Annotated in this window: 24 protein-coding genes; 21 read left to right on the top strand and 3 right to left on the bottom strand. The window is 36.1% G+C overall.

The window, feature by feature from the left end; genetic code table 11:
- Positions 1-9 precede the first annotated feature (9 nt).
- Positions 10-1,164, top strand: a complete 1,155-nt coding sequence (grdD, locus tag HZY91_RS03970; protein ID WP_197114976.1) for a glycine/sarcosine/betaine reductase complex component C subunit alpha — start codon at positions 10-12, stop codon at positions 1,162-1,164.
- 51 nt (positions 1,165-1,215) lie between these two features.
- Here grdD and HZY91_RS03965 read toward each other — a convergent pair whose 3' ends face one another.
- The 3 genes from HZY91_RS03965 to yedE form a co-directional block, all read right to left on the bottom strand.
- The gene (locus tag HZY91_RS03965; protein WP_197114975.1) at positions 1,216-1,743 is read right to left on the bottom strand and encodes a TDE2712 family protein; all 528 of its coding nucleotides are present in this window, start codon (positions 1,741-1,743) and stop codon (positions 1,216-1,218) included.
- An 86-nt stretch (positions 1,744-1,829) separates the two neighbouring features.
- A complete protein-coding gene (locus HZY91_RS03960) occupies positions 1,830-2,057 on the bottom strand; it encodes a putative Se/S carrier protein (protein WP_197114974.1) in 228 nt (75 codons plus the stop codon).
- Positions 2,058-2,088: 31 nt separating this feature from the next.
- The gene (gene yedE / locus HZY91_RS03955) at positions 2,089-3,177 is read right to left on the bottom strand and encodes a YedE family putative selenium transporter (protein ID WP_197114973.1); all 1,089 of its coding nucleotides are present in this window, start codon (positions 3,175-3,177) and stop codon (positions 2,089-2,091) included.
- Between the two features lie 124 nt (positions 3,178-3,301).
- Between yedE and HZY91_RS03950 the strand changes: the two genes are divergently transcribed.
- The 20 genes from HZY91_RS03950 (at position 3,302) to HZY91_RS03850 (ending at position 23,174) form a co-directional block, all read left to right on the top strand.
- Positions 3,302-3,829: an SGNH/GDSL hydrolase family protein gene (locus tag HZY91_RS03950; RefSeq protein WP_197114972.1), complete on the top strand. Its 528-nt coding sequence runs from the start codon at positions 3,302-3,304 to the stop codon at positions 3,827-3,829.
- Positions 3,830-3,855: 26 nt separating this feature from the next.
- A complete protein-coding gene (locus tag HZY91_RS03945) occupies positions 3,856-4,761 on the top strand; it encodes an ROK family protein (RefSeq protein WP_197114971.1) in 906 nt (301 codons plus the stop codon).
- A 266-nt stretch (positions 4,762-5,027) separates the two neighbouring features.
- Positions 5,028-5,426, top strand: coding sequence for a GrdX family protein (locus HZY91_RS03940; RefSeq protein WP_197114970.1), 399 nt, complete (start codon positions 5,028-5,030; stop codon positions 5,424-5,426).
- A 33-nt stretch (positions 5,427-5,459) separates the two neighbouring features.
- The gene (locus HZY91_RS03935) at positions 5,460-6,746 is read left to right on the top strand and encodes a glycine/sarcosine/betaine reductase component B subunit (RefSeq protein ID WP_197114969.1); all 1,287 of its coding nucleotides are present in this window, start codon (positions 5,460-5,462) and stop codon (positions 6,744-6,746) included.
- Positions 6,747-6,769: 23 nt separating this feature from the next.
- Positions 6,770-8,071, top strand: coding sequence for a glycine reductase complex selenoprotein B (gene grdB / locus HZY91_RS03930; RefSeq protein WP_235991589.1), 1,302 nt, complete (start codon positions 6,770-6,772; stop codon positions 8,069-8,071).
- Between the two features lie 243 nt (positions 8,072-8,314).
- Entirely contained in the window at positions 8,315-8,725 is a 411-nt protein-coding gene (locus HZY91_RS03920; RefSeq protein ID WP_197114966.1) for a DUF4418 family protein, read from the top strand.
- A gap of 16 nt (positions 8,726-8,741) precedes the next feature.
- Positions 8,742-9,947, top strand: a complete 1,206-nt coding sequence (locus tag HZY91_RS03915) for an ABC transporter permease (RefSeq protein ID WP_197114965.1) — start codon at positions 8,742-8,744, stop codon at positions 9,945-9,947.
- Between the two features lie 12 nt (positions 9,948-9,959).
- Entirely contained in the window at positions 9,960-10,652 is a 693-nt protein-coding gene (locus tag HZY91_RS03910; protein WP_197114964.1) for an ABC transporter ATP-binding protein, read from the top strand.
- A gap of 90 nt (positions 10,653-10,742) precedes the next feature.
- The gene (locus tag HZY91_RS03905; protein WP_197114963.1) at positions 10,743-11,903 is read left to right on the top strand and encodes a double-cubane-cluster-containing anaerobic reductase; all 1,161 of its coding nucleotides are present in this window, start codon (positions 10,743-10,745) and stop codon (positions 11,901-11,903) included.
- Position 11,904: 1 nt separating this feature from the next.
- Complete coding sequence (locus tag HZY91_RS03900; protein WP_197114962.1) at positions 11,905-12,705, top strand: acyl-CoA dehydratase activase; 801 nt, start codon at positions 11,905-11,907, stop codon at positions 12,703-12,705.
- 143 nt (positions 12,706-12,848) lie between these two features.
- On the top strand, positions 12,849-13,883 hold the full coding sequence (locus tag HZY91_RS03895; RefSeq protein ID WP_197114961.1) for a uroporphyrinogen decarboxylase family protein: 1,035 nt from the start codon (positions 12,849-12,851) through the stop codon (positions 13,881-13,883).
- A gap of 19 nt (positions 13,884-13,902) precedes the next feature.
- Positions 13,903-15,135 carry an ABC transporter substrate-binding protein gene (locus tag HZY91_RS03890; protein WP_197114960.1) on the top strand — a complete coding sequence of 411 codons (1,233 nt, stop codon included), beginning with the start codon at positions 13,903-13,905 and terminating at the stop codon, positions 15,133-15,135.
- Complete coding sequence (locus HZY91_RS03885) at positions 15,136-16,011, top strand: carbohydrate ABC transporter permease (protein WP_197114959.1); 876 nt, start codon at positions 15,136-15,138, stop codon at positions 16,009-16,011. It begins immediately after the preceding gene.
- Positions 15,992-16,828 (top strand): carbohydrate ABC transporter permease, encoded by an 837-nt coding sequence (locus tag HZY91_RS03880; RefSeq protein WP_235991588.1) that lies wholly within the window; start codon positions 15,992-15,994, stop codon positions 16,826-16,828. The genes HZY91_RS03885 and HZY91_RS03880 overlap by 20 nt, the downstream gene beginning before the upstream one ends.
- A gap of 5 nt (positions 16,829-16,833) precedes the next feature.
- Positions 16,834-17,880, top strand: coding sequence for an ABC transporter ATP-binding protein (locus tag HZY91_RS03875; protein ID WP_197114958.1), 1,047 nt, complete (start codon positions 16,834-16,836; stop codon positions 17,878-17,880).
- A gap of 32 nt (positions 17,881-17,912) precedes the next feature.
- Positions 17,913-18,818: a DUF7916 family protein gene (locus HZY91_RS03870; RefSeq protein ID WP_235991451.1), complete on the top strand. Its 906-nt coding sequence runs from the start codon at positions 17,913-17,915 to the stop codon at positions 18,816-18,818.
- Between the two features lie 135 nt (positions 18,819-18,953).
- Positions 18,954-19,742, top strand: a complete 789-nt coding sequence (locus HZY91_RS03865; RefSeq protein WP_197114957.1) for a uroporphyrinogen decarboxylase family protein — start codon at positions 18,954-18,956, stop codon at positions 19,740-19,742.
- 25 nt (positions 19,743-19,767) lie between these two features.
- Entirely contained in the window at positions 19,768-20,418 is a 651-nt protein-coding gene (locus HZY91_RS03860; protein ID WP_197114956.1) for a corrinoid protein, read from the top strand.
- Positions 20,419-20,440: 22 nt separating this feature from the next.
- Entirely contained in the window at positions 20,441-22,081 is a 1,641-nt protein-coding gene (locus HZY91_RS03855) for an ASKHA domain-containing protein (protein ID WP_197114955.1), read from the top strand.
- A 7-nt stretch (positions 22,082-22,088) separates the two neighbouring features.
- Positions 22,089-23,174, top strand: coding sequence for a uroporphyrinogen decarboxylase family protein (locus HZY91_RS03850; protein ID WP_197114954.1), 1,086 nt, complete (start codon positions 22,089-22,091; stop codon positions 23,172-23,174).
- Positions 23,175-23,194: the final 20 nt, after the last annotated feature.

Below are 23,194 nucleotides of genomic sequence, written 5' to 3'. Positions count from 1 at the left end.
GCATTACGCATGTCTAACCAAGTAAATCAAGCAATTAAAGATGTTTTTAACGAATTAGCTCATACTTTAGAGAGTGGACAAGTCGGTCCTTCAATTAAGATCGGTTTAACAATCAATGGTTCTGAATTAGGGTTTGATGTAATGCGTGAAGCAGCTGCACTTGCGAAAGCAGAAGGAATGTTTGATGTTGTTTTAATCGGAGAAAAATTAGATTGGACAGCAGATTATGAGCATTATGAAGCGAATGATGAAGCAGCTGTAGAAGAAACTTTGGATAAATTATTATCTGATGGCACTATTCATGGTGCTGTAACTCTTCACCATACATTTCCAATTGGTGTTTCAACTGTAGGTCGTGTGATTTCACCAGCACTAGGTCGTGAAATGTTTATTGCAACGACTACAGGGACAACCGCTACTGTTAGAGCAGAAGCAATGGTATTAAACACAATTAATGGGATTGCAGTTGCTAAAGCTAAAGGAATTGAAAATCCGACTGTTGGGATTGTGAACGTTGATGGTGCTAATACTGTTGAACGTGCATTGAGACAATTACAAGAAAAAGGATATGATATTACCTTTGGTGAGTCAGCTCGTTCAGATGGTGGAGTAGTTTTACGAGGAAATGACTTGTTATTAGGATCTGCCGATGTAATGGTGTGTGATTCATTAACAGGTAATATCTTGATGAAATTATTTGGCTCATACACTTCAGGAGGAACATACGAGACGACTGGTTTCGGTTATGGACCAGGTGTAGGAGATGGTTTTGATCAAATTATCAATATTATTTCTCGTGCTTCAGGAGCACCTGTTATTGCAAATGCTTTAAAATTTGCTTATCAAATGGCTAAAGGTAAATTACCACAAGTAGCTAAAGCGGAATATGCAGCAGCTAAAAAAGCTGGTTTAGCAGATGTTCGTGAAGGGTTACAACCAAAAGCTTCAGCTGTTGAAGAGGAAATAAAAGCTCCAGCAGCAGAAGTAGTAACAGCTTCATTATCAGGAATTGATGTACTGGACTTAGAAGATGCAGTAAAAGCTTTATGGAAAGAAGGCATTTATGCTGAGTCAGGTATGGGATGTTCCGGACCAATCGTGATGGTTAGTGAAGCAAATGAAGCCAAGGCTCAAGAAGTTGTTAAGGATGCAGGTTTCATGTAGGATTTGAATAAAAGTAAAGCCTTGAGTTTTAACTCAAGGCTTTTTTTGATACTATAAAATATCTTTTAGTCGACTCGCAATATATTCTTTAAGAGGCTTTCCTTCAAGTAAGACGGTTTCAAAGTCAGTAAAATCAACACCTAATTTAAAGAAGTTAATGGTCAAGACGTTGTCTTCAATTTTATCAACAAGATTATAGGCTGGAATAAAGTTGATTTGTACTTCTTCAAATTTGGTATCACCTGCAAATTGCTCTTTAAATTCATTTACATTGAGCGTTTTGACAGTGGGTAAGACAAGCTCAACATTGCCTGGGTCATCAGCAAAGAATTTATTAGATTGATAGAATTCAATTTCTTTTTCTGTTCCTTCATTGACAGGTTCATAATTAATAACTGCTGACAATACTTTTCTGACAGAATTAGAATCAAAATCGTCCGTATAGATGGTATTCATTTCTGGACGATTAGCAATATCTAATAAATAAGAATCAGCTAATTTTTCTCTTCGAGCAGCTGTTTGCCAATAAAAATCCATTAGTTCAATGACTTCAAAATTAATCTTAATTGATTGTAACATCATCAAGTCTCCTCTATGTATAGCTTATTTTACTAATAATTATAACAGATTTATTATCTTTTAAAATATTAAAGTAAAACAACCTGCTAGATGATCGCAAGTTGTTTTAGAGATAGGCTATTTTCATCGGCAGTTTTTTCAATTAGGTCTTTCCAATTTGGTTCTGAACGCCAAGCCATTCCGCACCCTGCAGAAAGTTCTCTTGGAATAATGACTAAACGACCAGGAATTCCTTTAGATTTAAAGAGACTCTCTGCCTCAATGGAATCAGTGGTGGTATTAAAAGTGACATAGAGGTATTCTTTCTGTTTCAATTGTTATCCAACTTTCAAAAAGTATTTATCGCTATTTTGCTTTATTATTATTTGCTTGTTTAACCCCATAGAAAGCAATGAAAAATAAAAGGATGATCGAAATGAACATTAAAATTTGACCATTGATTCCAGGTCCTCCAACAGCATCAGGACTAGTGGGTGTCGAAGCGATGTCAAAATTATGGGAAATAGCTGCTCCTGAAAACATACCTAAAACACAAATGCTGGCATCAGAAGAGCCGGTCCCAGACATAATTATTTGACGTACTGGACATCCTCCAGCAAGAACTCCGGCAAAGCCTACAACAAACATACTGATAATGTTCCAGAAAGTTTGAGTATGGGCGATAGGACCAGCTGCTTGGAAAGCAAAATTACCGACAATGATATTATATACTAACATTATAGTAAAAATACCAGCAATTGGAACCAATCGAGTATAATCTTTTGCTAAGAACACATCTCGGATTGATCCAGTAAAGCAAAGGCGAGTTTGATAGGCAATAAAACCAAAAATTAGACCTGCAATTAATGATAGCCAACGATTAGCATACATTGATCCTGGACCTTCGGTTGACCAAGCGAAAAGGTTCGGACTGGTTATGGTTAAGATGAAAACTCCTGATAATAGCATTGGCAATAAGAAACCTTCAGCTGGATAACTTTCTTCTTTGCTACCTAATGAATATCCTTTTTTGATGAAGAAAGTACCAGTTCCGACCCCAATTAAGAGACCGAATAAGCCGATATAGGATGAAAGATCTCCAGATGCCATTCTTAAAACTAGTCGAAGAGTACAACCGAGGAAGACCAGGGCTCCAAACATTAAAATATTTCCAAGAAGAAATTGGATGAGCACATTTTTGGAACAAGTAGCCTTATATTCTTTATGTGCTAATGCAAGTCCCATACTACCTAAGATCATCCCAAGAATTTCTGGTCGAAAATATTGTGTTTTAGCTGCAGTATGAGACTTCATTGCACCTGCTGAATCTCTAATGAAACAAGCTGTACAGAGTGCCATATTTTTAGGATTACCAGCAGATGCTAAAATTACCATAATTATTCCAGCGATTATACCCAGTAAGAGTAAGCCTTTTTTTGTATTTAATATTTTCATAGCGTCTCTCCTATTTTATTTGTTACAAACGTTTGTATGGGTATTATAGAAAGAATGAAAAGGCTTTTCAAGATGAGCTTAATCTGCCATAATATTTATTAAATAAGATAATGGATGTGGTAGAGTGAAAAAAATTTTATTTATTGGGCACTCTGTACTAGCATTTTATTCTAAAGAGCAGATAGACCAATGGCAAATAGTAAATAGAGCTAAGCAAGGAACGATTGCAAAAGATGGTTGGAAGCTTATTGAGGAAGAAGAGATACTCATTAATGAATTTGAAGCGGTATTCATCATGTATGGAATTAATGAGGTCTATTATCAATTTAATGAACGATTGGTAACGGATTATCTAGAAAAAATTGTCCGTAAAGTAAGGGATAGTTCTGGACATCTTCCACTTATAATAGCTCCTATTATGAAAACTTGGCCCACTAAGAGATTACAGCCTTTGAAAATTCAAAAAATCAATCAAAAAATTATAGAATTAGCTAGAGATTATGATTGTGTTCTGTTTAATTGGGAAGAATTTTATGATTTAAAAGATGAAGCGGATAAAAAATATAGCATGGATGGAATCCATTTAAATTCAGCGGGATATCTGTTGTTTGAAAGGGGACTTTCCCGAATTTTAGCTAATTTATATAATTAATTAATAATAAGTTAAGGAGGAGAAGGATGTCATATTTTGTGATGGATGTTGGTGGAAACTATATTAAGTCTGCTTATGTGGATGAAGATGGAGAAATCATCCAAAAATTTCCAATTTGTAAAACTCCAGGGACTAAAGAAGCTTTTATACGAGTGTTGGAGAAGGTCCTAGAGAATCTGCCTGTGAATTCAAGGGGGGTGGGAATTAGTCATACTGGCATTGTGGATAATTCGGAAGGGAAAGTTGTTTTTAATGGCTCTCTACCATTTTTGAAAGGGTTTAATTATCGTTCTTTTATTCAAGCAAATTTTAATATTCCGGTAGCGATCATTAATGATGGGCAGGCAGCTGTTTTGGCAGAATCATATACAGGAGCCTTGAAAGGAATAAAAAATGGGGCAACTTTGGCACTGGGAACCGGTCTGGCATTGGGTGTTATTATAAATGGAAAACTCTATCAAGGGACAAACAATATTGCAGGGGAAGTTTCATTTCTTCTATCTTCTTATCGTGATGTCCCTCTGGTTAGAAGAGCAGGAATTTTTAACTTCGTTAGACCTGCCAATGAAATAATGGGCAATAAAGATATAGACGATGCCCGGTTAGTGTTTGAAGCAATTAAAAATGAAGAGTCACAAGAAGTGCTTCAAATGTTTGAAGAGTACTGTCAAATAATAGCCAATCTTATTTATAATCTCCATGTTATTTTAGATTTAGAATGTATTGCAATTGGCGGAGGTGTGTCAAGTGAGCCTCTACTGATTGACAAGATCAGAGACCTGTACTTAGAGTTATATCGACAGCACCCTTCTTTTGTATTTAGAGAGGAAATTTTTCAGCCTGTCCCATTAACTGTATGCCGATTCAAAAATGATGCTAATTTATTAGGAGCACTCTTTTATTTAAAAGACATCTATAATGAAATTCAATGAAAACGTGAAGCAAAGGAAAGTGAAGCATTGCACAATACTCCTATCATAAAATCTTATAAATTAGTCAAAAGCTGTTAGACAAAGAGCTAAACTAAGCACGTAACTTTATTTAAAAGATGAGTTGTCAAATTTATTAGTTTTTGTTATAATGTTCACAAGAACTAGGATAGTGCGACCGTGAATGGTTTTGTTCTTATCAATAATCAAAAGGGATGAGTGTGTCTTTTTTTGATTGTTGTAAAGCACTAGTGTTTTGAGGTGAAAGCATGCAGATTATATCGAATAATCCCAAAGTCAAAGAACAAATTTCTCAATGCCCCGTTATTTTTGTGGATGGAACATTTGAAGAGGTTCTTCAGCAAACTTATAAAAAGATTGTGGAAGATCATCATGTGATGTTAACTCATCCCTTAAGTAGCTCTATTAAACCAAATGAAACTTATTATAAATCAATCATTATCACTACTACTACACAATCACAGATTGATTATGAAAGTTTAGAATTGATAGAGAATGCTTTAGCAACGCATGAGAAGTTTAATAAGGATAAGAGAACACCACAATGGACTGATCAAATCCTAGAAGATTTTGCGACTATTGATTTAGATCTAATGGAGAGTACTCTACAACGTATTCGTTTTTCACCAGAGATTCGCTTTAACTAATCCTGTTTAGAAAATAACAATAGAGGTGATTGAATGAAACTTGAATTAGGAAAGATTCAAATTAATGATGTACAACTTGCTTCTGAATCAAAAGTTGAGAACAATGTATTATACATTAATGAAGATGAAATCAAAGAGATCGTTCTAGAAGACGATCATATCGCAAGTGTTTCAGTAGAAATTGCAAAACCTGGTGAAAGTACTCGTATTACACCAATCAAAGACGTTATTGAGCCACGTTATAAAGTTGACTCAAGTTCTAACGTTTTCCCTGGTGTTATCAGTAAAGTTGACCAAGTAGGGGAAGGTCGCACTCATGCTCTTAAAGGCTGTGCAGTTGCTACTGTTGGTAAAATTGTTGGTTTCCAAGAAGGTATCGTGGACATGCAAGGTCCAGGTGCTGAATTAACACCTTTCTCTCAATTAATCAACATTTGTTTAGTTGTTGAACCTGCTGAAGGAACAAAAACTCATATGTACGAACAAGCAGTTCGTGAAGCTGGTTTGAAAGTTGCATTATACTTAGGTAAATTGGGTGAAGCAATTGAACCTGATGAAGTTGTAACTTATGAAACTAAGCCATTATTAGAGCAAATTGAAGAATATCCAGAATTACCAAAAGTTGGTTATGTATACATGTTACAAACTCAAGGTTTATTACATGATACTTATGTATATGGTACAGATGCTAAACATATTGTTCCATCAATCTTATATCCAACAGAAGTAATGGACGGAGCAATTTTATCTGGTAACTGTGTATCTGCATGTGATAAAAACACAACTTACCATCATTTAAATAATCCGATTATTGAAGATTTATATGAGCGTCATGGAAAAGATATTAACTTCATGGGTGTAATTATCACTAACGAAGCTGTTTACTTAAATGACAAGAAACGTTCATCTGACTGGACTTCTAAATTATGTAAGTTCTTAGGATTGGATGGAGCTATCGTATCTCAAGAAGGTTTTGGGAATCCAGATACTGACTTGATCATGAATACTAAGAAGATTGAAGCGCAAGGCGTTAAGACAGTTATCGTAACTGACGAATATGCTGGACGTGATGGAGCTTCACAATCATTAGCGGATGCTGATCCAGCTGCAGATGCAGTTGTAACAGGCGGAAACGCTAACGAAGTAATTGTATTACCTCCAATGGATAAAGTAATCGGTTCATTAGATTATGTTGATACAATTGCTGGTGGATTCGACGGTAGCTTACGTGAGAACGGTGAAATTGAAGTGGAAATTCAAGCTATTACAGGAGCTACAAATGAATTAGGCTTCAACAAACGCACTGCTCGCGGTGTCTAATAAGAAATAAGGGAGGTTAAACCATGACTAAAAAACGTGTAGTACATTATATCAATCAATTCTACGCTGGTATCGGTGGAGAAGAAAAAGCTGATACAACACCGTTTAAAGAAGATGGCCAAAAAGGACCAGGTGTAGGAATTAACGGTGCTATTTCTGAAAATGCAGAAATCGTTGGGACAGTAGTTTGTGGAGACTCATACTTTAATGAGAATCCAGAGGCTATCAACGAAGTATTAGAAATGATTAAGTCATTTGAACCAGATTTAGTAATTGCTGGACCTGCATTTAATGCTGGTCGTTACGGAGTTGCTGCTGGTGCGGTTGCTACTGCTGTAATCGAGCAATTAGGAATTCCTGCTGTAGCAGGTATGTATGAAGAGAACCCTGGAGTTGATATGTATAAGAAAGTTCCTTATATTGTTCAAACAGGTAACTCTGCTGCTACAATGCGTAAAGCAATTCCAGCAATGGCTAACGTAGTTAACAAAATTTTAACGGAACAAGAATTAGATCCTACAACTGACGGATACTTTGAGCGTCATCGTAAGAACTTCTTCACTGAAGATCGCGGATCAAAACGTGCAGTGGATATGTTAGTTAAGAAATTAGCTGGTGAAGAGTTTAAGACAGAATATCCAATGCCTGATTTTGATAATGTTGAACCAGGTAAAGCAATTGCTGACTTATCTAAAGCTAAGATTGCAATTGTTACTTCAGGTGGTATTGTTCCAGCTGGAAACCCTGACCACATTGAATCATCTTCTGCTTCTAAATACGGTCGCTATGACATCTCAGGTGTTGAAGACCTTAAAGAAGGCGAATATGAAACTGCTCACGGTGGACATGACCCAGTATATGCAAACGAAGATGCTGACCGTGTCATTCCAGTGGACGTTTTACGTGAGAAAGAAAAGAATGGCGAAATTGGTGAATTACACAACTTCTTCTATTCTACAGTAGGTAACGGTACAGCAGTTGCTTCTGCAAAAGCATATGCAGCAGAAATTGCTAAGGACTTACAAGAACATAATGTGGATGCTGTTGTATTAACTTCTACCTGAGGTACTTGTACTCGTTGCGGAGCAACAATGGTAAAAGAAATTGAAAAAACTGGTATCCCTGTAGTTCACATGTGTACAGTTACTCCTATTTCATTAACTGTAGGAGCAAACCGTATTATCCCTGCAATTGCTATTCCTCACCCATTAGGTAACCCTTCATTATCTAAAGAGGAAGAGTATAAATTACGTACAGACTTAGTAGATAAGGCCTTAAAAGCTTTACAAACTGAAGTATCTGAACAAACAGTTTTTGAAGACTAATTAGTAGCCCTTCAAACTAAATAATTACATTTTAAGAATCACTAGTAATTGCTAGTGATTCTTTTTTTATTGAGAAAGAGCTTTAAAAAATTAATACGAATACATAAAATATAAAATTTTAATTATTTGTTTTATTAATAAATAACTATTAAAAGATATAAACTCAGTAAATGCCGTTGTTAAAGCGTTCATACTATGCTAACATACTAAATGTTGTAAAAAAACGTTTTAAAGGAGCAAGTTATGAAAAAATATAAATGGGTTGGAATGGTTACTTTGGTGATAGGTATTCTTTTGTTAATTGCATTATTTACATTTGCAGTGCCTTGTACAGCAGCTGAAGGTGAAAAGCCAATGAAATGTTATTGGACTCATCAAGCTATGAAGGGAATTGCAATGGTAGTTGGTGGAATCGGAATTGGCCAGATTCTTCAGAAGTATTTTGTTGGAATTAAAGCTTTAGCTTGGGCGAATTTATTAGTTAGTATCCTAGGAATTGCGCTTGTGACTTTCTTGATTGGTACATGTATGAAAGAACAAATGATCTGTAATTTATATTTAAAACCCACAGGGTTAATTGTGATGGGAATTAATGCAATCATGAGTATGATTGTCTTATTGATGAAAGATCAAAGCCCGTCCTATATCGACTAGTTTAAGTGGTGGGAAAATGAACTTATTTAGAAAATTACCCTTATTAAACATTCAAAGAAAACCAGGGCGGTCATTACTGATCGCCTTGTTGATTGCTATTTTGGCAGCTGCTTTATTTGTAACTTCTTATTTAACTCTATCAATGTCTAAGGGAATGGATCAGTTATCTGGTCGATTGGGAGCGGATTTGATTGTTATTCCTAGTGAAGCAGAAGAAGAGTATAAGGGAGCATTAGTTGCGGGAGAACCTTCAACGTTCTATATGGGACACGAAGTATTAGAAATTGTAAGAGAACATCCCTCAGTAGAACAAGCATCACCACAGTTATATTTAGCAAGTTTGGATGAAGGATGTTGTTCTTTTCAAGTACAATTGATGGCCATTGATTATGAAAATGATTTCTCGATAAAACCTTGGCTGAGTCAGGCTCAAGCTATAGAACTAAAGTCAGGCCAAGCAATTGGTGGTAGCGATTCTGCTACTAAAATTGGTGATAAAGTGAAGTTTTATGCAGAAGAGTTTGATATTGTGGCGAGTTTAGATCGAAGTGGCTTTGGTATTGATAATACTATTATTTTTAATTATGAAGATGGGTTGCGCCTAATTGAGAAGGCTAAAGAAATTGGAGGAGCGGCTAGTGAGACACCAAAAGATTCGATATCTGCAGTAATGGTTAATGTAAATACCTCAGACTCTTACTCTTTAGTTAAAATTATGCGAGACTTAAATATGAGTCTTAAAGAAGAAAATGCTCGTGTGATTCGCTCGAATCAGTTAATTGATAAGACAAGTGAACAAATTACTAGCAACGTTCGCCTAATGCGTTGGATTATCATTGCAATTTGGCTGGTAGGTTTAGGGGTCCTTTTAATAATTTTTCCTCTATTAATTAAATCACGTAGTAAAGAATTAGCATTACTTAGAATATTAGGGGCGAATAAGGTTCAATTACTTCATCAAATTCTTAAAGAAATAAGCTTACTGTCAATTATCGGTTCATTTGTAGGAACTTTAAGTGCTTTTGCTACGATGTATCTTTTTCAAAATGCTATTATTGAAAGTATGCATATGCCATTTTTGGCTCCTACTACCAGTGGTTTTCTTGTACTTGCGCTTATTATTTTTTTAATAACGAGTTTAGTTGGGCCACTTGTATCTTTAATTCCTTTAGCTCGATTTAATCAAAAAGAGATTGCGATTGCAGCAGTTGAAAACGATTAGGAGAGGAACAATATGTTTGAAGTAAAAGATTTATGCAAAAGTTTTATGCGAGACGGTGAGACGATATCCCCTGTTGATCATTTGAATTTCACATTAAATCAAGGCGAGATGGCTGTAATCATGGGAAAATCGGGGGTAGGTAAGACCACCTTTTTGAATTTATTGGCATTATTTTTAAAAGCAGATCAAGGAGATATTTTGTATCAAAAAAAATCCATTATTGAACTGGATGATCAACAAGCCTCTCTTTTTCGTAATCAAGAACTTGCTTATTTAACTCAAAAAGTTGAAACGTTATCTAGTCTTAATGTGTTAGAAAATGTAATGTTACCCAGTTATATTTCTAGTGGAGAGAAGAAGGGTGTTAATGAAATTCGTCAGAGGGCAGTTGATTTATTAGAGAAGCTGGGAATTGGTGACTTAAAGGATCAAGCGGTTCGTCAATTATCAGGTGGTGAGAAAAAAAGAGTGGCTCTAGCACGAGCCTTAATTAACCAACCTAAAATTTTACTCTTAGATGAGCCCACTGTTAGTCTTGATGAAGCAACTTCCTTAGAATTAAGAGATTTGTTGGTGGATCTAAATAAACAGGGAATGGGGATGTTAATTGTCACCCATGATCCAATTTTTAAAGACTTAAAGCAAGCAAAGCTTTTTCATATGGTGGATGGTCATTTATTAGAAAGCACTTCAAAACTTGCATAATTATTGAAAAGACTGATTAGGAACTCCCTAATCAGTCTTTTATAATAGATATGCTAATTACATCACAAATAAAATGGAGGACTTATTATAATGAAAGTTAAAACAGAATTACCTAATATTTTTCAAGAGTTTAATGATGCGAGACGAGAAGGTTTCTTGAAAATTAAGGAATTTAAGGAAGAGGGACATCCAGTTGTAGGAGCTTACTGTACTTATATTCCTGAAGAATTTGTAATTGCTGTTGGGGCAACGATGATTGGTTTATGTTCTACCACTGAGGAATCGATTGATGATGCAGAAGAAGACTTACCAAGAAATCTTTGTCCACTTATTAAGTCATCCTATGGAATGGCAAAGATGGATAAATGTCCATACTTTCATTTTTCAGATTTAGTAGTAGCTGAAACAACTTGTGATGGCAAAACGAAAATGTATGAATATATGACTGAATTCAAAAAGCTTTATTTGATGGAAGTTCCACGTTTTCGGCATCAAGAACAGAGCAGGATTCTCTGGTATCAAGAATTAATTCGTTTTAAAGAATATTTAGAAGATTATTTTCAAAAAGAGATCAGTGATAGGGCTCTTGATGATGCAATTGATTTAATGAATCGTTTTAGAACTGCTAAACGTAATTTTTATCGTTTAGGAACTTTATCGCCTTCAGTTCTATCAGGGCATGATATTTTTAGTGTTTGTTATGGTTCAGGATTTACTTTTAATAAGGAAGAAACGATCAAAAATTTTGTCTTATTAACGGAAGAGGCTTTGGCCCGCTATGAAGTGGGGGATACTCTTGAAGCACGCCCCCGTATCCTGATAACGGGCTGCCCTATGGGGGGAGTAACAGAGAAGATTATTGATGCGATCGAAAATAATGGTGGTCGAGTAGTGGCTTATGAAAATTGTTCCGTTTCAAAATCTGTGGAACAATTAGTAGATGAGGACGAACCTGATAAAGTTAAGGCTTTAGCAGATAAATATTTAAATATTGGCTGTGCTTGTGCCTCAAGTAATGATACTCGAATTGATTTAATCGATGAGATGATTGATGACTATCAAGTTGATGGTGTGATTGATATGGTTTTACAGAACTGTGTCCCATTTATGGTGGAATCCTTGAGGATTAAACGGTTTTGTCAAGATAAGAGAGAGATCCCTTATATGTATTTAGAAACAGATTATTCTCAATCGGATATTGGTCAATTAAATACACGTGTTGCGGCATTTATTGAGATGTTGGAGGGGTAGAATGTATTATATCGGTTTGGATTCGGGATCGACTACTACGAAAGCTGTTATGTTTCATCAAGATCAATTGATCGATAAATATTTAATACCAACAGGAGGACGCCCAAAAGATGCAATGGAAGAAGTGATGGCATATTTTACAGAAATGCATCACCTTGATAGAGAACAAATGAGAGTTGTGACAACCGGTTATGGAAGAGAATTATGGGAATCAGATTTAGTAATGACCGAGATTACTTGTCATGGTAGAGGAGCTGAATATCTTTATCCGGGGATTCAGCAAGTTGTGGATATAGGAGGGCAAGATTGTAAGACCATGAAGCTCAATGGTAAAGGGTTGGTCATGGATTTTAATATGAATGATCGATGTGCAGCAGGGACAGGGCGCTTTGTAGAAGTAATGATGAATACCTTAGGAGAAAAGGTAGAAGTTTTAGACTTATTTGTAGAAGGTGCTCAACCAGCAAAGATTAATGCAACATGTACTGTTTTTGCGGAATCAGAAGTTATTAGTTTGTTAGCTAAGGGGATCTCTCGTTCAGACATTGCTCTGGGAGCACTTTATTCAATAACACAAAGAATTAATGGTCAATATGCAAAATTGCGTTCTACAAAGGGATCCCCCCTATTATTTACAGGAGGGCTTTCTAGAAGCAAAATCTTTGCGAAAATTCTATCTGAAAAGTTTGAAGCCCCCGTTTATACGCATGGACTTGGGCAGTTTGCCGGAGCGATTGGTGCTGCTAAGATTGCAGAAAAAAGATTAGGGGACACTGTCGGAAATAGAAACAAAATAGGCTGATTGAGCTGGATTTATAAGAAAAACTAATAAAAAACAAGTGTTATATTCTTCTTGTGTATAAGCAACCTACTTTTTCATTAAAAAAAATTAAAATAATGTATACTTATTTAAGTATTGGATTAAAGAGGGGGGTGTTCTGATTAATGTTATCGTTCAATAGAATCGATTCTTATATGAACGGACAAAAAGTGGAAAGAAAACCGGTAGTATTATTTGAGAATATATTTGCAGCTAAACTAATGGGATTATCTTATGCTGAATCAGAAAAGACTGCTGAGCTGATTTCACAAAAAATAATTAATTGTTATAAACAATATGATGTTGATGATGTGTCTTTATCTTTTGGTACCAAAGGGATCACGGTTCCTTTAGGAGCTAAGCTAAATACTCACTCAAAGTTACCAGAATCTTTAAGGACTTATCCGCTTAAAGAAGTCCATGAGATTGAATATATTGACTTGGCGAACATAAGACCGTCTAAAAATCCACGTTTACAAAAATTATTAGATGCATACTCTTTAATTAACCAGCACTTCAATCAGTTGATTTCAGTGAGAATTTGTATTGGGGCTCCTTTTTCGCTGGCGAGTAATTTAATTGGACCTGAGAAGTTTTTGCGTTTATTACGAACGGAACCTAAAGCTAGCCAAGGATTATTATCATTTGCTAGTAAAGCGATAAAATTGGTGATTGACGAGTGGTCAGTTTTTGCCAATGTTCATTTTCATTTCTCAGATCCTTTTGCATCTGGAGATTTAATTTCACCCCGAACCTATGAACAATTTGCACTCCCCTATACCGAGGAAGTGGTGAAATATCTTAAAGAAAAGAAGAAAAATTCAAGTCTTCATATTTGTGGTAATACAAGTAGAATCTTATCTTTAATGGCGGATACGGGAATTGATTGTTTGAGTTTAGATCAAAAAGTGGATCTCGAGCAAGCAAAAAAAGAAGTGGGTCATCGGCTTATTTTACTTGGTAACGTGGATCCGGTAGCTGTACTTCAAAATGGTAATAAAAAAGAGATCTATCAAGCGGTTAAAGCTTGCTTTGAATCTGCGGGAGAGAGTCCTAAGGGATTCATTATTGCTCCGGGATGTGATTTAACTTATGATACACCAGCAGAAAATATTCAATATTTTGTTGAAGTCGCTAAAAAGTTTGCTCTTAATATCTAATTTTAAAAGGAGAATATAAATGAATAAAAAAATACAGACTTTAATTAAAAGCTTTATGGTGTCTAGTTTATCTTTATCTTTTTTGGCTCCGATTTCTGCATTTGCTGAAGAAGAAGAGTCGCAGGATAGTAATAGTACGACTCTACAAATGTTAGTTCCTGGTTATGATACGGGGTATTTGGCAGAGCCATTAGATAATGCCGTTCAGCAATATCAGGAAGAGAATCCAGAGATAACCATTGAGATTGTATCCGCTGGTTGGGATGAACTAAATTCAAAGATTGTACAACTTTATCAAGCGGGACAAGCACCTGACATTATGTTGGTTGGATCGCGCTCGATTCGTCAATTCGCTGAACTTGGTGTTCTAGAAGATTTAAGTCCTTATATGACAGATGAATTTATAGAGACTCGTATTGAGAATGTGATGGATACCGCTAAAATTGAGGACATCCAATATGGAATTCCACTAGCTTTGTCTTCGCGTGCTTTATTCTACCGTTCGGACATAGTAGAGACGCCACCCACCAATTGGCAGGAATTAAAAGAAACAGCAGAACAGATTAAAAATGAAGAAGATATGTACGGCTTTGCTATTCCAACTGACTCACGTAATGGTGTAGATGAAATGTTAACTTTCTTCTATCAAAATGAAGGTCGGATGGTGGATGAGGAAGGGAATTATACGTTAAATACACCTGAAAATGTTCAAACACTTGAGTATTTAGTTGAATTAGCGGATTTTATACCTGAACCAGTGGGAACTAAGCGAGATGACCAAGTTCAAATGTTTGGGAATGGGGATTTGGCAATGTTCATTTCCGGAGGTTGGGAATTAGAAGAGCTAGATGCTAATGCAGAAAATGCTCCTTATGCAGCAGCTTTGGTTCCTGAAGGAAAAACTAAAGCGGTTACTTTAGTAACAGATTCTTATGTCATGTCTTCAATTTCTGAAAAGAAAGAAGCAGCTTGGAAATTTATTGAATTTTTAGGAACGGAAGATATTCAACGTACTGTTTCAGAAGCTTATGGCTGGTTACCAGTTACGAAAGCTGAGTTAGAAGATGAACGATTCACTACTGAAGCAATGAAACCAATGGTGGAAATTTTAGAATATGGGGTACCAGAACCTCAAGTATCAAATTGGGATAAATTCAGTCAGAGCTTCTCTATTGCCGTTCAAAAAGCTTTAACTGGGGAAGCTTCTGCTCAAGAAGCTTTAGATACTGCCCAAGAGGAGGTAACACAGTAAATGAAACAGCGCATGATTGCGCCATATTTACTATTGTTACCAGCGACCTTACTGTTATTAGTTTTATATGCTTATCCAATTGCTATAACGATTATTCAATCTTTTAGTAAGGTTAATTTGCTGACCGGTCAATCAGAAAATGTTGGTTTGTCGAATTATCGGCAAGCCTTTTCTGATCCCGGTTTTTATAATACATTGTGGATTACTCTAAAATATACGGGAATAACAGTTGTGCTTAAAATGTTCTTGGGGTTGCTTTATGCGGCAATTTTGAGCGGAGATCTTTATTTTAAGAAGGGATTACGGTTAATCATGTTAATTCCATGGGCTATTCCACAGGTAGCAGTAGGAACATTATGGATCTGGATTCTTAATGGTCAATATGGCTATTTAAATTATTTTTTGTCGCAATTTAATTTGATTGATTCACCGATCGCTTTTTTATCGGAACCAAAGACAGCGTTTTTTTGTGTTTCATTTGTAGACGCATGGGTAGGAATTCCTTTGATTGCTTTGACTCTAATGAGTGGTTTTGAATCTATACCGAGATCCTTATATGAGGCAGCTGCTTTAGATGGGGCAAACCGTTTAGAACGCTTTAGAGATATTACTCTACCTGGTATCAAAAATGTTTTTATGAGTCTATTAACTTTAGTTAGTATCTGGACATTTAATTCTTTTAATATTATTTATATTTTAACTCAAGGGGGTCCGATGCGAGCGACCGAAACGCTAATGATACGAATTTATCGTGAAGCTTTCAGTAATTTTAATATTGGATTGAGTGCTACATTGACGGTCATTGCTGTTACGATACTAACTATTTTAACCCTTTTTTATATGAAGGGAGGTCAGAATGATTATGACGCAGAGTAAAGCGAATAAATTGATTAATACGGCGATAGCGGTATTATTTGTTTCGTTATTAATTTTCCCCGTTATTATTTTGCTAAATACTTCGTTGCAAACTTATGAGGAAATTCGGTCTTGGCCCCCCACTTGGTTTACTAATTTAAAGTGGGAGAATTATGTAAGTGTTTTACAGGGGGATAAAAGTATTATTGAACCTGTTAAGAACAGTGCAATTGTATCTACAGCCTCTATGTTGATCTGTGTATGTGTGGGAACACTAGCTGCTTATGCCGTATCAAGATATCGTTTCTTCGGATCAAAATTTTTTCTGATAATAGTTATTTTGACACAAATGTTTTCTCCAGTTATTTTGGTTACTCCTATGTATGTGATATTTAAGGAATTGGATATACTTGATACTTTATTAAGTTTGATTATCGCAAATACCGCTTCGTCTTTGCCAATGACAATCTGGCTTTTAAATTCTTATTTTTCAGCTATTCCTAAATCTTATGAGGAAGCTTCTTGGATGGATGGTTCTAATCGTTTGCAAGGGATTTGTAATGTCATTGTCCCGATTGCATTACCTGGTATTCTAACGGCGGGAATTTTTGCATTTATTCAAAGTTGGGGTGATTTAGTATATGCACAGTCTTTTATTCTGTCTCCTGAATTACGAACCATTTCTCTTGCCCTAACTGATTTTAAAGATTTATATAAAACGCAATGGGAAACTCAGATGGCAGCTTCTTTTTTGAGTAGTATCCCAACCGTTATCATTTTCGTTATAATTCAGAAGCATTTGATCCGTGGAATGTCTAATCAAGGATTGAAAGGATAGAACTGATGAGTGAAATTATTTTAGAAAATATATACAAAACTTATGATCAAAAGACATATAGTGTGAAAGACTGCAATCTAAAGATTCATGACGGTGAGTTTATTGTCTTAGTTGGACCGTCCGGATGCGGTAAATCCACAACCTTACGGATGATTGCTGGTTTAGAGAGCATTACAGAAGGGACCTTAAGCATTGACGGTCAAAAAATGAATCATTTACCACCAAAAGATCGCGATTTAGCGATGGTATTTCAAGATTTTGCCTTATATCCTAACTTAACCGTAGAAAAAAATATGGCCTACCCTTTAAAAATGCGCAAAGTAGATAAAAAAAGTCAGTTAGAAAGAGTAAAAAAGGTTGCAGAAACATTGGGAATTACAGACTTACTAAAGCGTAAACCTTCACAGTTATCGGGGGGACAGAAGCAAAGAGTCGCATTAGGACGAGCCATTATTCGTGAACCGAATGCTTTCTTAATGGATGAGCCTCTATCGAATTTAGATGCAAAATTGAGGGTTCAGATGCGATATGAAATATCAAAACTTCATCAACAGCTGAAAACCACGATGATATATGTGACACATGATCAGACAGAAGCTATGACAATGGCTAATCGAATTGTGGTTATGAATCATGGTAGTATTCAACAGGTGGGTAGTCCAGATGAAATTTACCATACTCCAGCAAATTTGTTTGTTGCGGAGTTTATGGGAACACCTAAAATGAACATACTGACTGGTTTGATTAAAAAACAAAGAGTAATTTTGGATATAGGTAAAGATTTTGAGCTAGATCGTGCTTATCCCACTCAAAAAGTTTTGATAGGGGTTCGCTCTGAAAATATTCGGATTGTAGAAGGCCGCACTTATCAGATTTCATTAATTGAGAATCTTGGAGAAAAGTTATTGGTTTATCTGGAGAAAGCGAAAGAAAAAATAATTGTTCAAGCTGAATATGGGGTAAAGATAAGTGTTGGTGATCGTGTATCGATCGAAATAATTGATTTTAAGAAAGTATCTATTTTTAATCCTGATACGGGACAAGCCCTTTAGTTAAAAAATTAGCAGAATAGGAGATTCAGACAATGGAACAAAAAGTAAAGCGCTTATTAGATTGTACAGCACAAGATTTTCAGAGAATGAATTGTCAAGAATTGTTACAATCTATTAAGGCAGCTGAGGGACGAGTGATTATGTCAGAAGTTCAAGCAACCGTTAATCCAGTACCATTTAATGTAACAAATGCAGAAATTGCTCGTGCATTTTCTGCAGATTTAGTCTTACTGAATAAATTAGATGTGCAACAACCATTTATTGGCGCATTGCCCGAAAGTGAACACCCCATTCAGTTATTAAAGAAGTTGGCTGGGTGCCCGATTGGTGTAAATTTGGAACCGGTGGATCCCAATGCTGAAATGGTTTCTGAATCTAAATTGATCCCGAAGGGGAGACAGGCAAATAGAGAAAACTATCAGAAGTGTCAAGAAGATGGATACGATTTTATTTTATTAACGGGCAACCCTTCTTCAGGTGTGACAAGCAAAAAAATATCAGAATCTATTAAAGAGATGCGCCGATATTTTAAAGGGATAATTATGGTAGGGAAAATGCACACTGCCGGGGTTGAAGAAGACTTGTTTGATCAAAATATTCTGAAGAGCTTTATTGATAATGGAGCTGATATCATTTTACTGCCTGCGCCAGGAACGGTACCAGGGGTCACAATTGACAAATTGGCTCAAGCAAGCCAGTATATACACGCCAGAAATTGTTTAGTCATTTCTGCTATTGGGACAAGTCAGGAAGCGAGCGAAAAAGAAACGATTCAACAAATCGCTCTCTGGAATAAAATGGCAGGAGTAGATATTCACCATATTGGAGCAACTGGGTATGCTGGAATGGCGCCTTATGAGAATATCTATACCTTGTCTATGGCAGTTCGAGGACTGAGACATACTGTTCACCGAATGGCAGCGTCTAATGATCGATAAATGATAAAACTTCTGAATGAATGTTCAGAAGTTTTTTTAAAAATGTAAAGATGAAAATTATGGTAGAGTTTTCATTTCTGCTTATTATTGGGTATAATGGCTTTATCTATACATAGATTTGAAAGGGATGAGTAAGTGAGACCAGGGAATTGTCGCTTAATTTCCAAAATGATGAAGTATCCTGAAAATTTTAAAGATTTAGACTGGAATAATGTGACAGAGAATCCTGAACTTCTAGCAAATAAAGCGATCGAGTTAAAAAAATTTCAGTCGAATCAACGAATTACTTTGCCGATTCAAGATGAACCCTTTCAGAGAGCTTTAGGAGTCAAACTTGAATATAATTGGCGTTTGGGAATAACAGTTAATGAAAATGGATGGTCAGAAGAGAAAGCAAGACTTCAACTCCAAAATTTAAAATTGCAAGAATCAGATCTTAATCATTTTCGTAAAACGATTGAGTTATTAAAAGCACAAAATGAGACAGTGTTAGTTGAAGTCTCAGGGGTATTTACCACCATGAATGCTTTTTTGCCCTATGAGAAATTAATCGTCATGACGCGAAGATCTCCAAATGAATTTGAACAAATTACAGGGCGGATCATAGAAATTTTACGAAACTATTTAGTGTGGCTAGATAGTTGGGGCGTTGACTATATTTATTTTACGGATGCCGTTGCAGGAGTTGATATTGTGGGACCAAAATTTGCTCGGAAGTATTTGGGACCTTTACTATTGAAGATTTTACCAGTCGTTGAAGAGTTTCAGCAGGCAAAGGTATTACTTTGTCCTAGAGTTTTTTTGACGCTAGAAATCATGGATAGTATACGACCGTCCAAAGTGGGGCCATTTTATGCCTCTTCATGCTCTGCCTTTAAATTAGAAGTTCCAATCGAAGAAGGCTATCAATTGATTTCTTTATAAGAAAATAATATTCAGGGAGTGGAAGATGAAAAAAGAAGACTATTTTAAACAATTATCTGATTTAGTATTTGAGATGGAAGAAGATAATATTATTCCATTGGTAGAAGATTATTTGTCAGAGGGTTATGATGCGATGGAAGCAATCGATCATGGTTTAATTCCAGGTATGGATCGAGTGGGAGTTGCTTTTGATGAAGAAGAATATTTTGTGACAGATCTTTTGTTTGCTGCGGATACCATGTACATGGCATTAGATATTTTAAAACCGTGCTTAAGTCATGGTGATGAAAAACCTAAACTTGGTAAAATTGTAATTGGTGATATCCAAGGAGATACCCATGATATTGGAAAGAATTTGGTCAAAATGATGTTAGAAACAGCAGGGTTTGAGATGATTGATTTAGGGAAAGATGTTTTAATAGAACTTTTTGTTGAAACGGCTATTGAAGAAAAAGCCCAAATGATCTGTATGTCTTCTTTGATGTCAACTACGATGGAGAATATGCGGAAAGTTATAGAAATGTTAAAAGAGAAAGGAGTGCGTGATCAATTTAAAGTGATGATTGGGGGAGGTCCAGTTACAGAGAAATATGCTCAAGAAATCGGGGCAGATGCTTATGCCGCCAATGCTACTGAGGCTGTCATTGTTGCAAAAAAAGTGTTAGAAATTGCCTAATGCTTGATGGGAGATGGTTGCAGTGATAATAAAAAGTAAACGGGTGAATTTGTTTAGAGAATTAAGTGAAAAAAACAAGGTGGTCTTTCCCTGCGGTGGAGGAGGTACGTGTGGTAAATGTAAGGTAAAAGTACTTTCTGAAAAATCGCCCCCTATTCAGGCAGCTGATCGGAAAATTTTATCCCAACTTGAAATTGAGCAAGGATATCGTTTAGCTTGTCATATGGAGGGAACAGAAGAAGTAGAAGTGCTCTTTGAGTCAGATGAAATCGTTCAAGATCAAAATACAAAGATTATTTTGCATGAGGGTAAGTATGCACCTTTTCTTCTTGACCCTGTGATACGTTATTCAAAAGATGAGCAAACGGTCTTTTTTAATGAAATGCGAATTGAAAAACTTGCTATTAAACCGATATTAGCTTGTTTAGTCGTCGATATTGGTTCTACAACGATTGTTGTTTCTTTAGTGGATGTTGAACGGGGCCTGGAACTAGCAACGATGACCAGCTTAAATCCTCAGCGTATATATGGTCAAGATGTGATGTCTCGTATTACGGCTATTCAAAGAGATGATAAAAAGTTGAAGGAAATGCAGACGATGGTAATTGAAACGATTCAAAACTTAGGTGAACAATTGTGTGTTTCAAATGATATCGCCCTAACCTCTATCTACGGGATTTTCATCGCTGGAAATGCCGTGATGAATCACATTGTATTGAATGTATCCCCCGAGTCACTTGGGCTTGCGCCTTATAGCTTAGCCGTTACAAGCTCGCAAGAGTATTCTTTTGAAGCGTTAGGTTTTAAACAATTTGGCAAAGGGATAGTGATGACATTGCCAAATATTTCAGCATTTGTTGGAGGCGATATTGTAGCGGGGATTATTGCAACAGCCCTTTATCGTTATTCAGGTACGGCTCTTTTGGTAGATATTGGTACAAACGGTGAGATGGTTTTAATGGATCGAGGACGTCTTTATTCTACATCTTGTGCTGCGGGACCGGCCTTAGAAGGAATGAATATTGCTTGCGGAGTGACTGCTCAATCTGGAGCGATTGAAGAAGCGAGTTTTGTAAGAGGGACTCTGCGCTATAAGACAATTAATTGTAAGAAAGCAGTTGGGATTTGTGGCTCAGGTATTCTCGCTTTGGTAAGGGAATTTTTAAAAGTGGGCTTAATTACATCAAGAGGAAATATTGCGAAAATCGATCAGATTGATGAGCGTTTAGCAAGGTACATTGATCAAGAAAATAAGCGCGTATGGGTTGATAAAAAAAGAAATATTTATCTCTCACAAAAAGATATTCGACAGATCCAATTGGCGAAGGGAGCTATTTTATCGGGAATACAGTGTTTGCTTCAAGTTTCAGAAACAGATGAAACATCCATTGAAGTTGTTTATATTGCAGGACAATTTGGATCTTATGTTACACCAGATTCATTAGTGGGGGTTGGATTGATTCCTCAAGGGATGAAGGAGAAAATTGAGTATGTTGGAAATGCTTCTAAAGCCGGTTGCTATATAGTAGCATTAAATCGAAGAATATATGATCGGTCTAATGAAATCGTGGACAGTATTCAACACGTTGAACTTTCTTACTTAGAAGATTATGATCGAACTTTTGCTAAAGCGACTGTATTTCCAATTGAAAAGGAGAAATAGGTAATTAATGAAGAAATTAGAGAAACATCCAGAAGATCAAATGACCCCTATCGAGCGGGCAGAAGCAATCAGAAAAGGAGAAAGTTTTGATCGAATGCCTGTTAATCTATTTATTCCTGATATTAAGTCAAAGCTTATTGATTGTAAGGTTAAAGACTTGTATTTCGATGTAGATAAAATTGTCGAGGCTGAATTTAGAGCCTATGATGATTATGGAATGGATTGGTTGTTTACGGGGCCTAATTCAAGGGGGATTGCAGAAAGTCTTGGGGCAGAGGTAAAGTATTTAGACGATGATTTGCCAAAGATTGCTTCATATGTATTAGGTGATTATGGACAGATGAAGGGGATCGAAATGAATTTCTCAGATAACCATCCAAGGATAAGGCTATATCACAAGGTAGTTGAAAGCTTATCGGATGGAGGGGCTGGTATTGTAAATATTGGCACATCAGTTGGGGGACCTCTCACAATTGCCTCTTATTTAAGAGGGACTGAGACGCTGCTTAGAGATATGAGACGTAATCCGGAACAACTAAAGCAACTGCTCGAACTAATTGTCCAAACCCAAAAAAGAATCGTAGATGCTTATAAAAATATTCCTGGCATTACTTTTGCTCTAGCTGATCCTGTTGCATCAGGTTCTCTCCTGCCTCCCAAATATTTTAGAGCGTTCGCCTATCCTTATTTACAAGAAATAGTAAATTATATTAACCATTCTGCTGGTCATAAACCTAGCTTACATATGTGTGGAAATGTTGAGAGAATTTGGCCAGAGATTAAAAGTCTTGATCTTTCCACTTTTTCCATTGATAATGCTAGTGATATTAAGCAAGCAGTAGATTATTTTTCGGATAAGTTTACTATTACAGGAAATGTAGCACCGGTTGAAGTGATGTATAAAGGTAGTAAACAGGAAGTGTATCAAGCTGTACAAAATTGTGTCGAGCGAGTTTATGGTGATCCTTCTAAAGCCACTCTAGGATTAGGGTGTGATATGCCTTTAAGAGCGCCTTTAGACAATATCCAACATTATATGGATGCTGTACGCTACTATGCAAGTTATGAACAAGTTGTTAGACTTTATCGCTAAAATTATTCAATCATAAAAAA

The organism is Facklamia lactis (assembly GCF_015863205.1).
In the GTDB taxonomy this organism is placed as follows: domain Bacteria; phylum Bacillota; class Bacilli; order Lactobacillales; family Aerococcaceae; genus Facklamia; species Facklamia lactis.
This window is presented reverse-complemented; position numbering and strand designations above follow the sequence as displayed.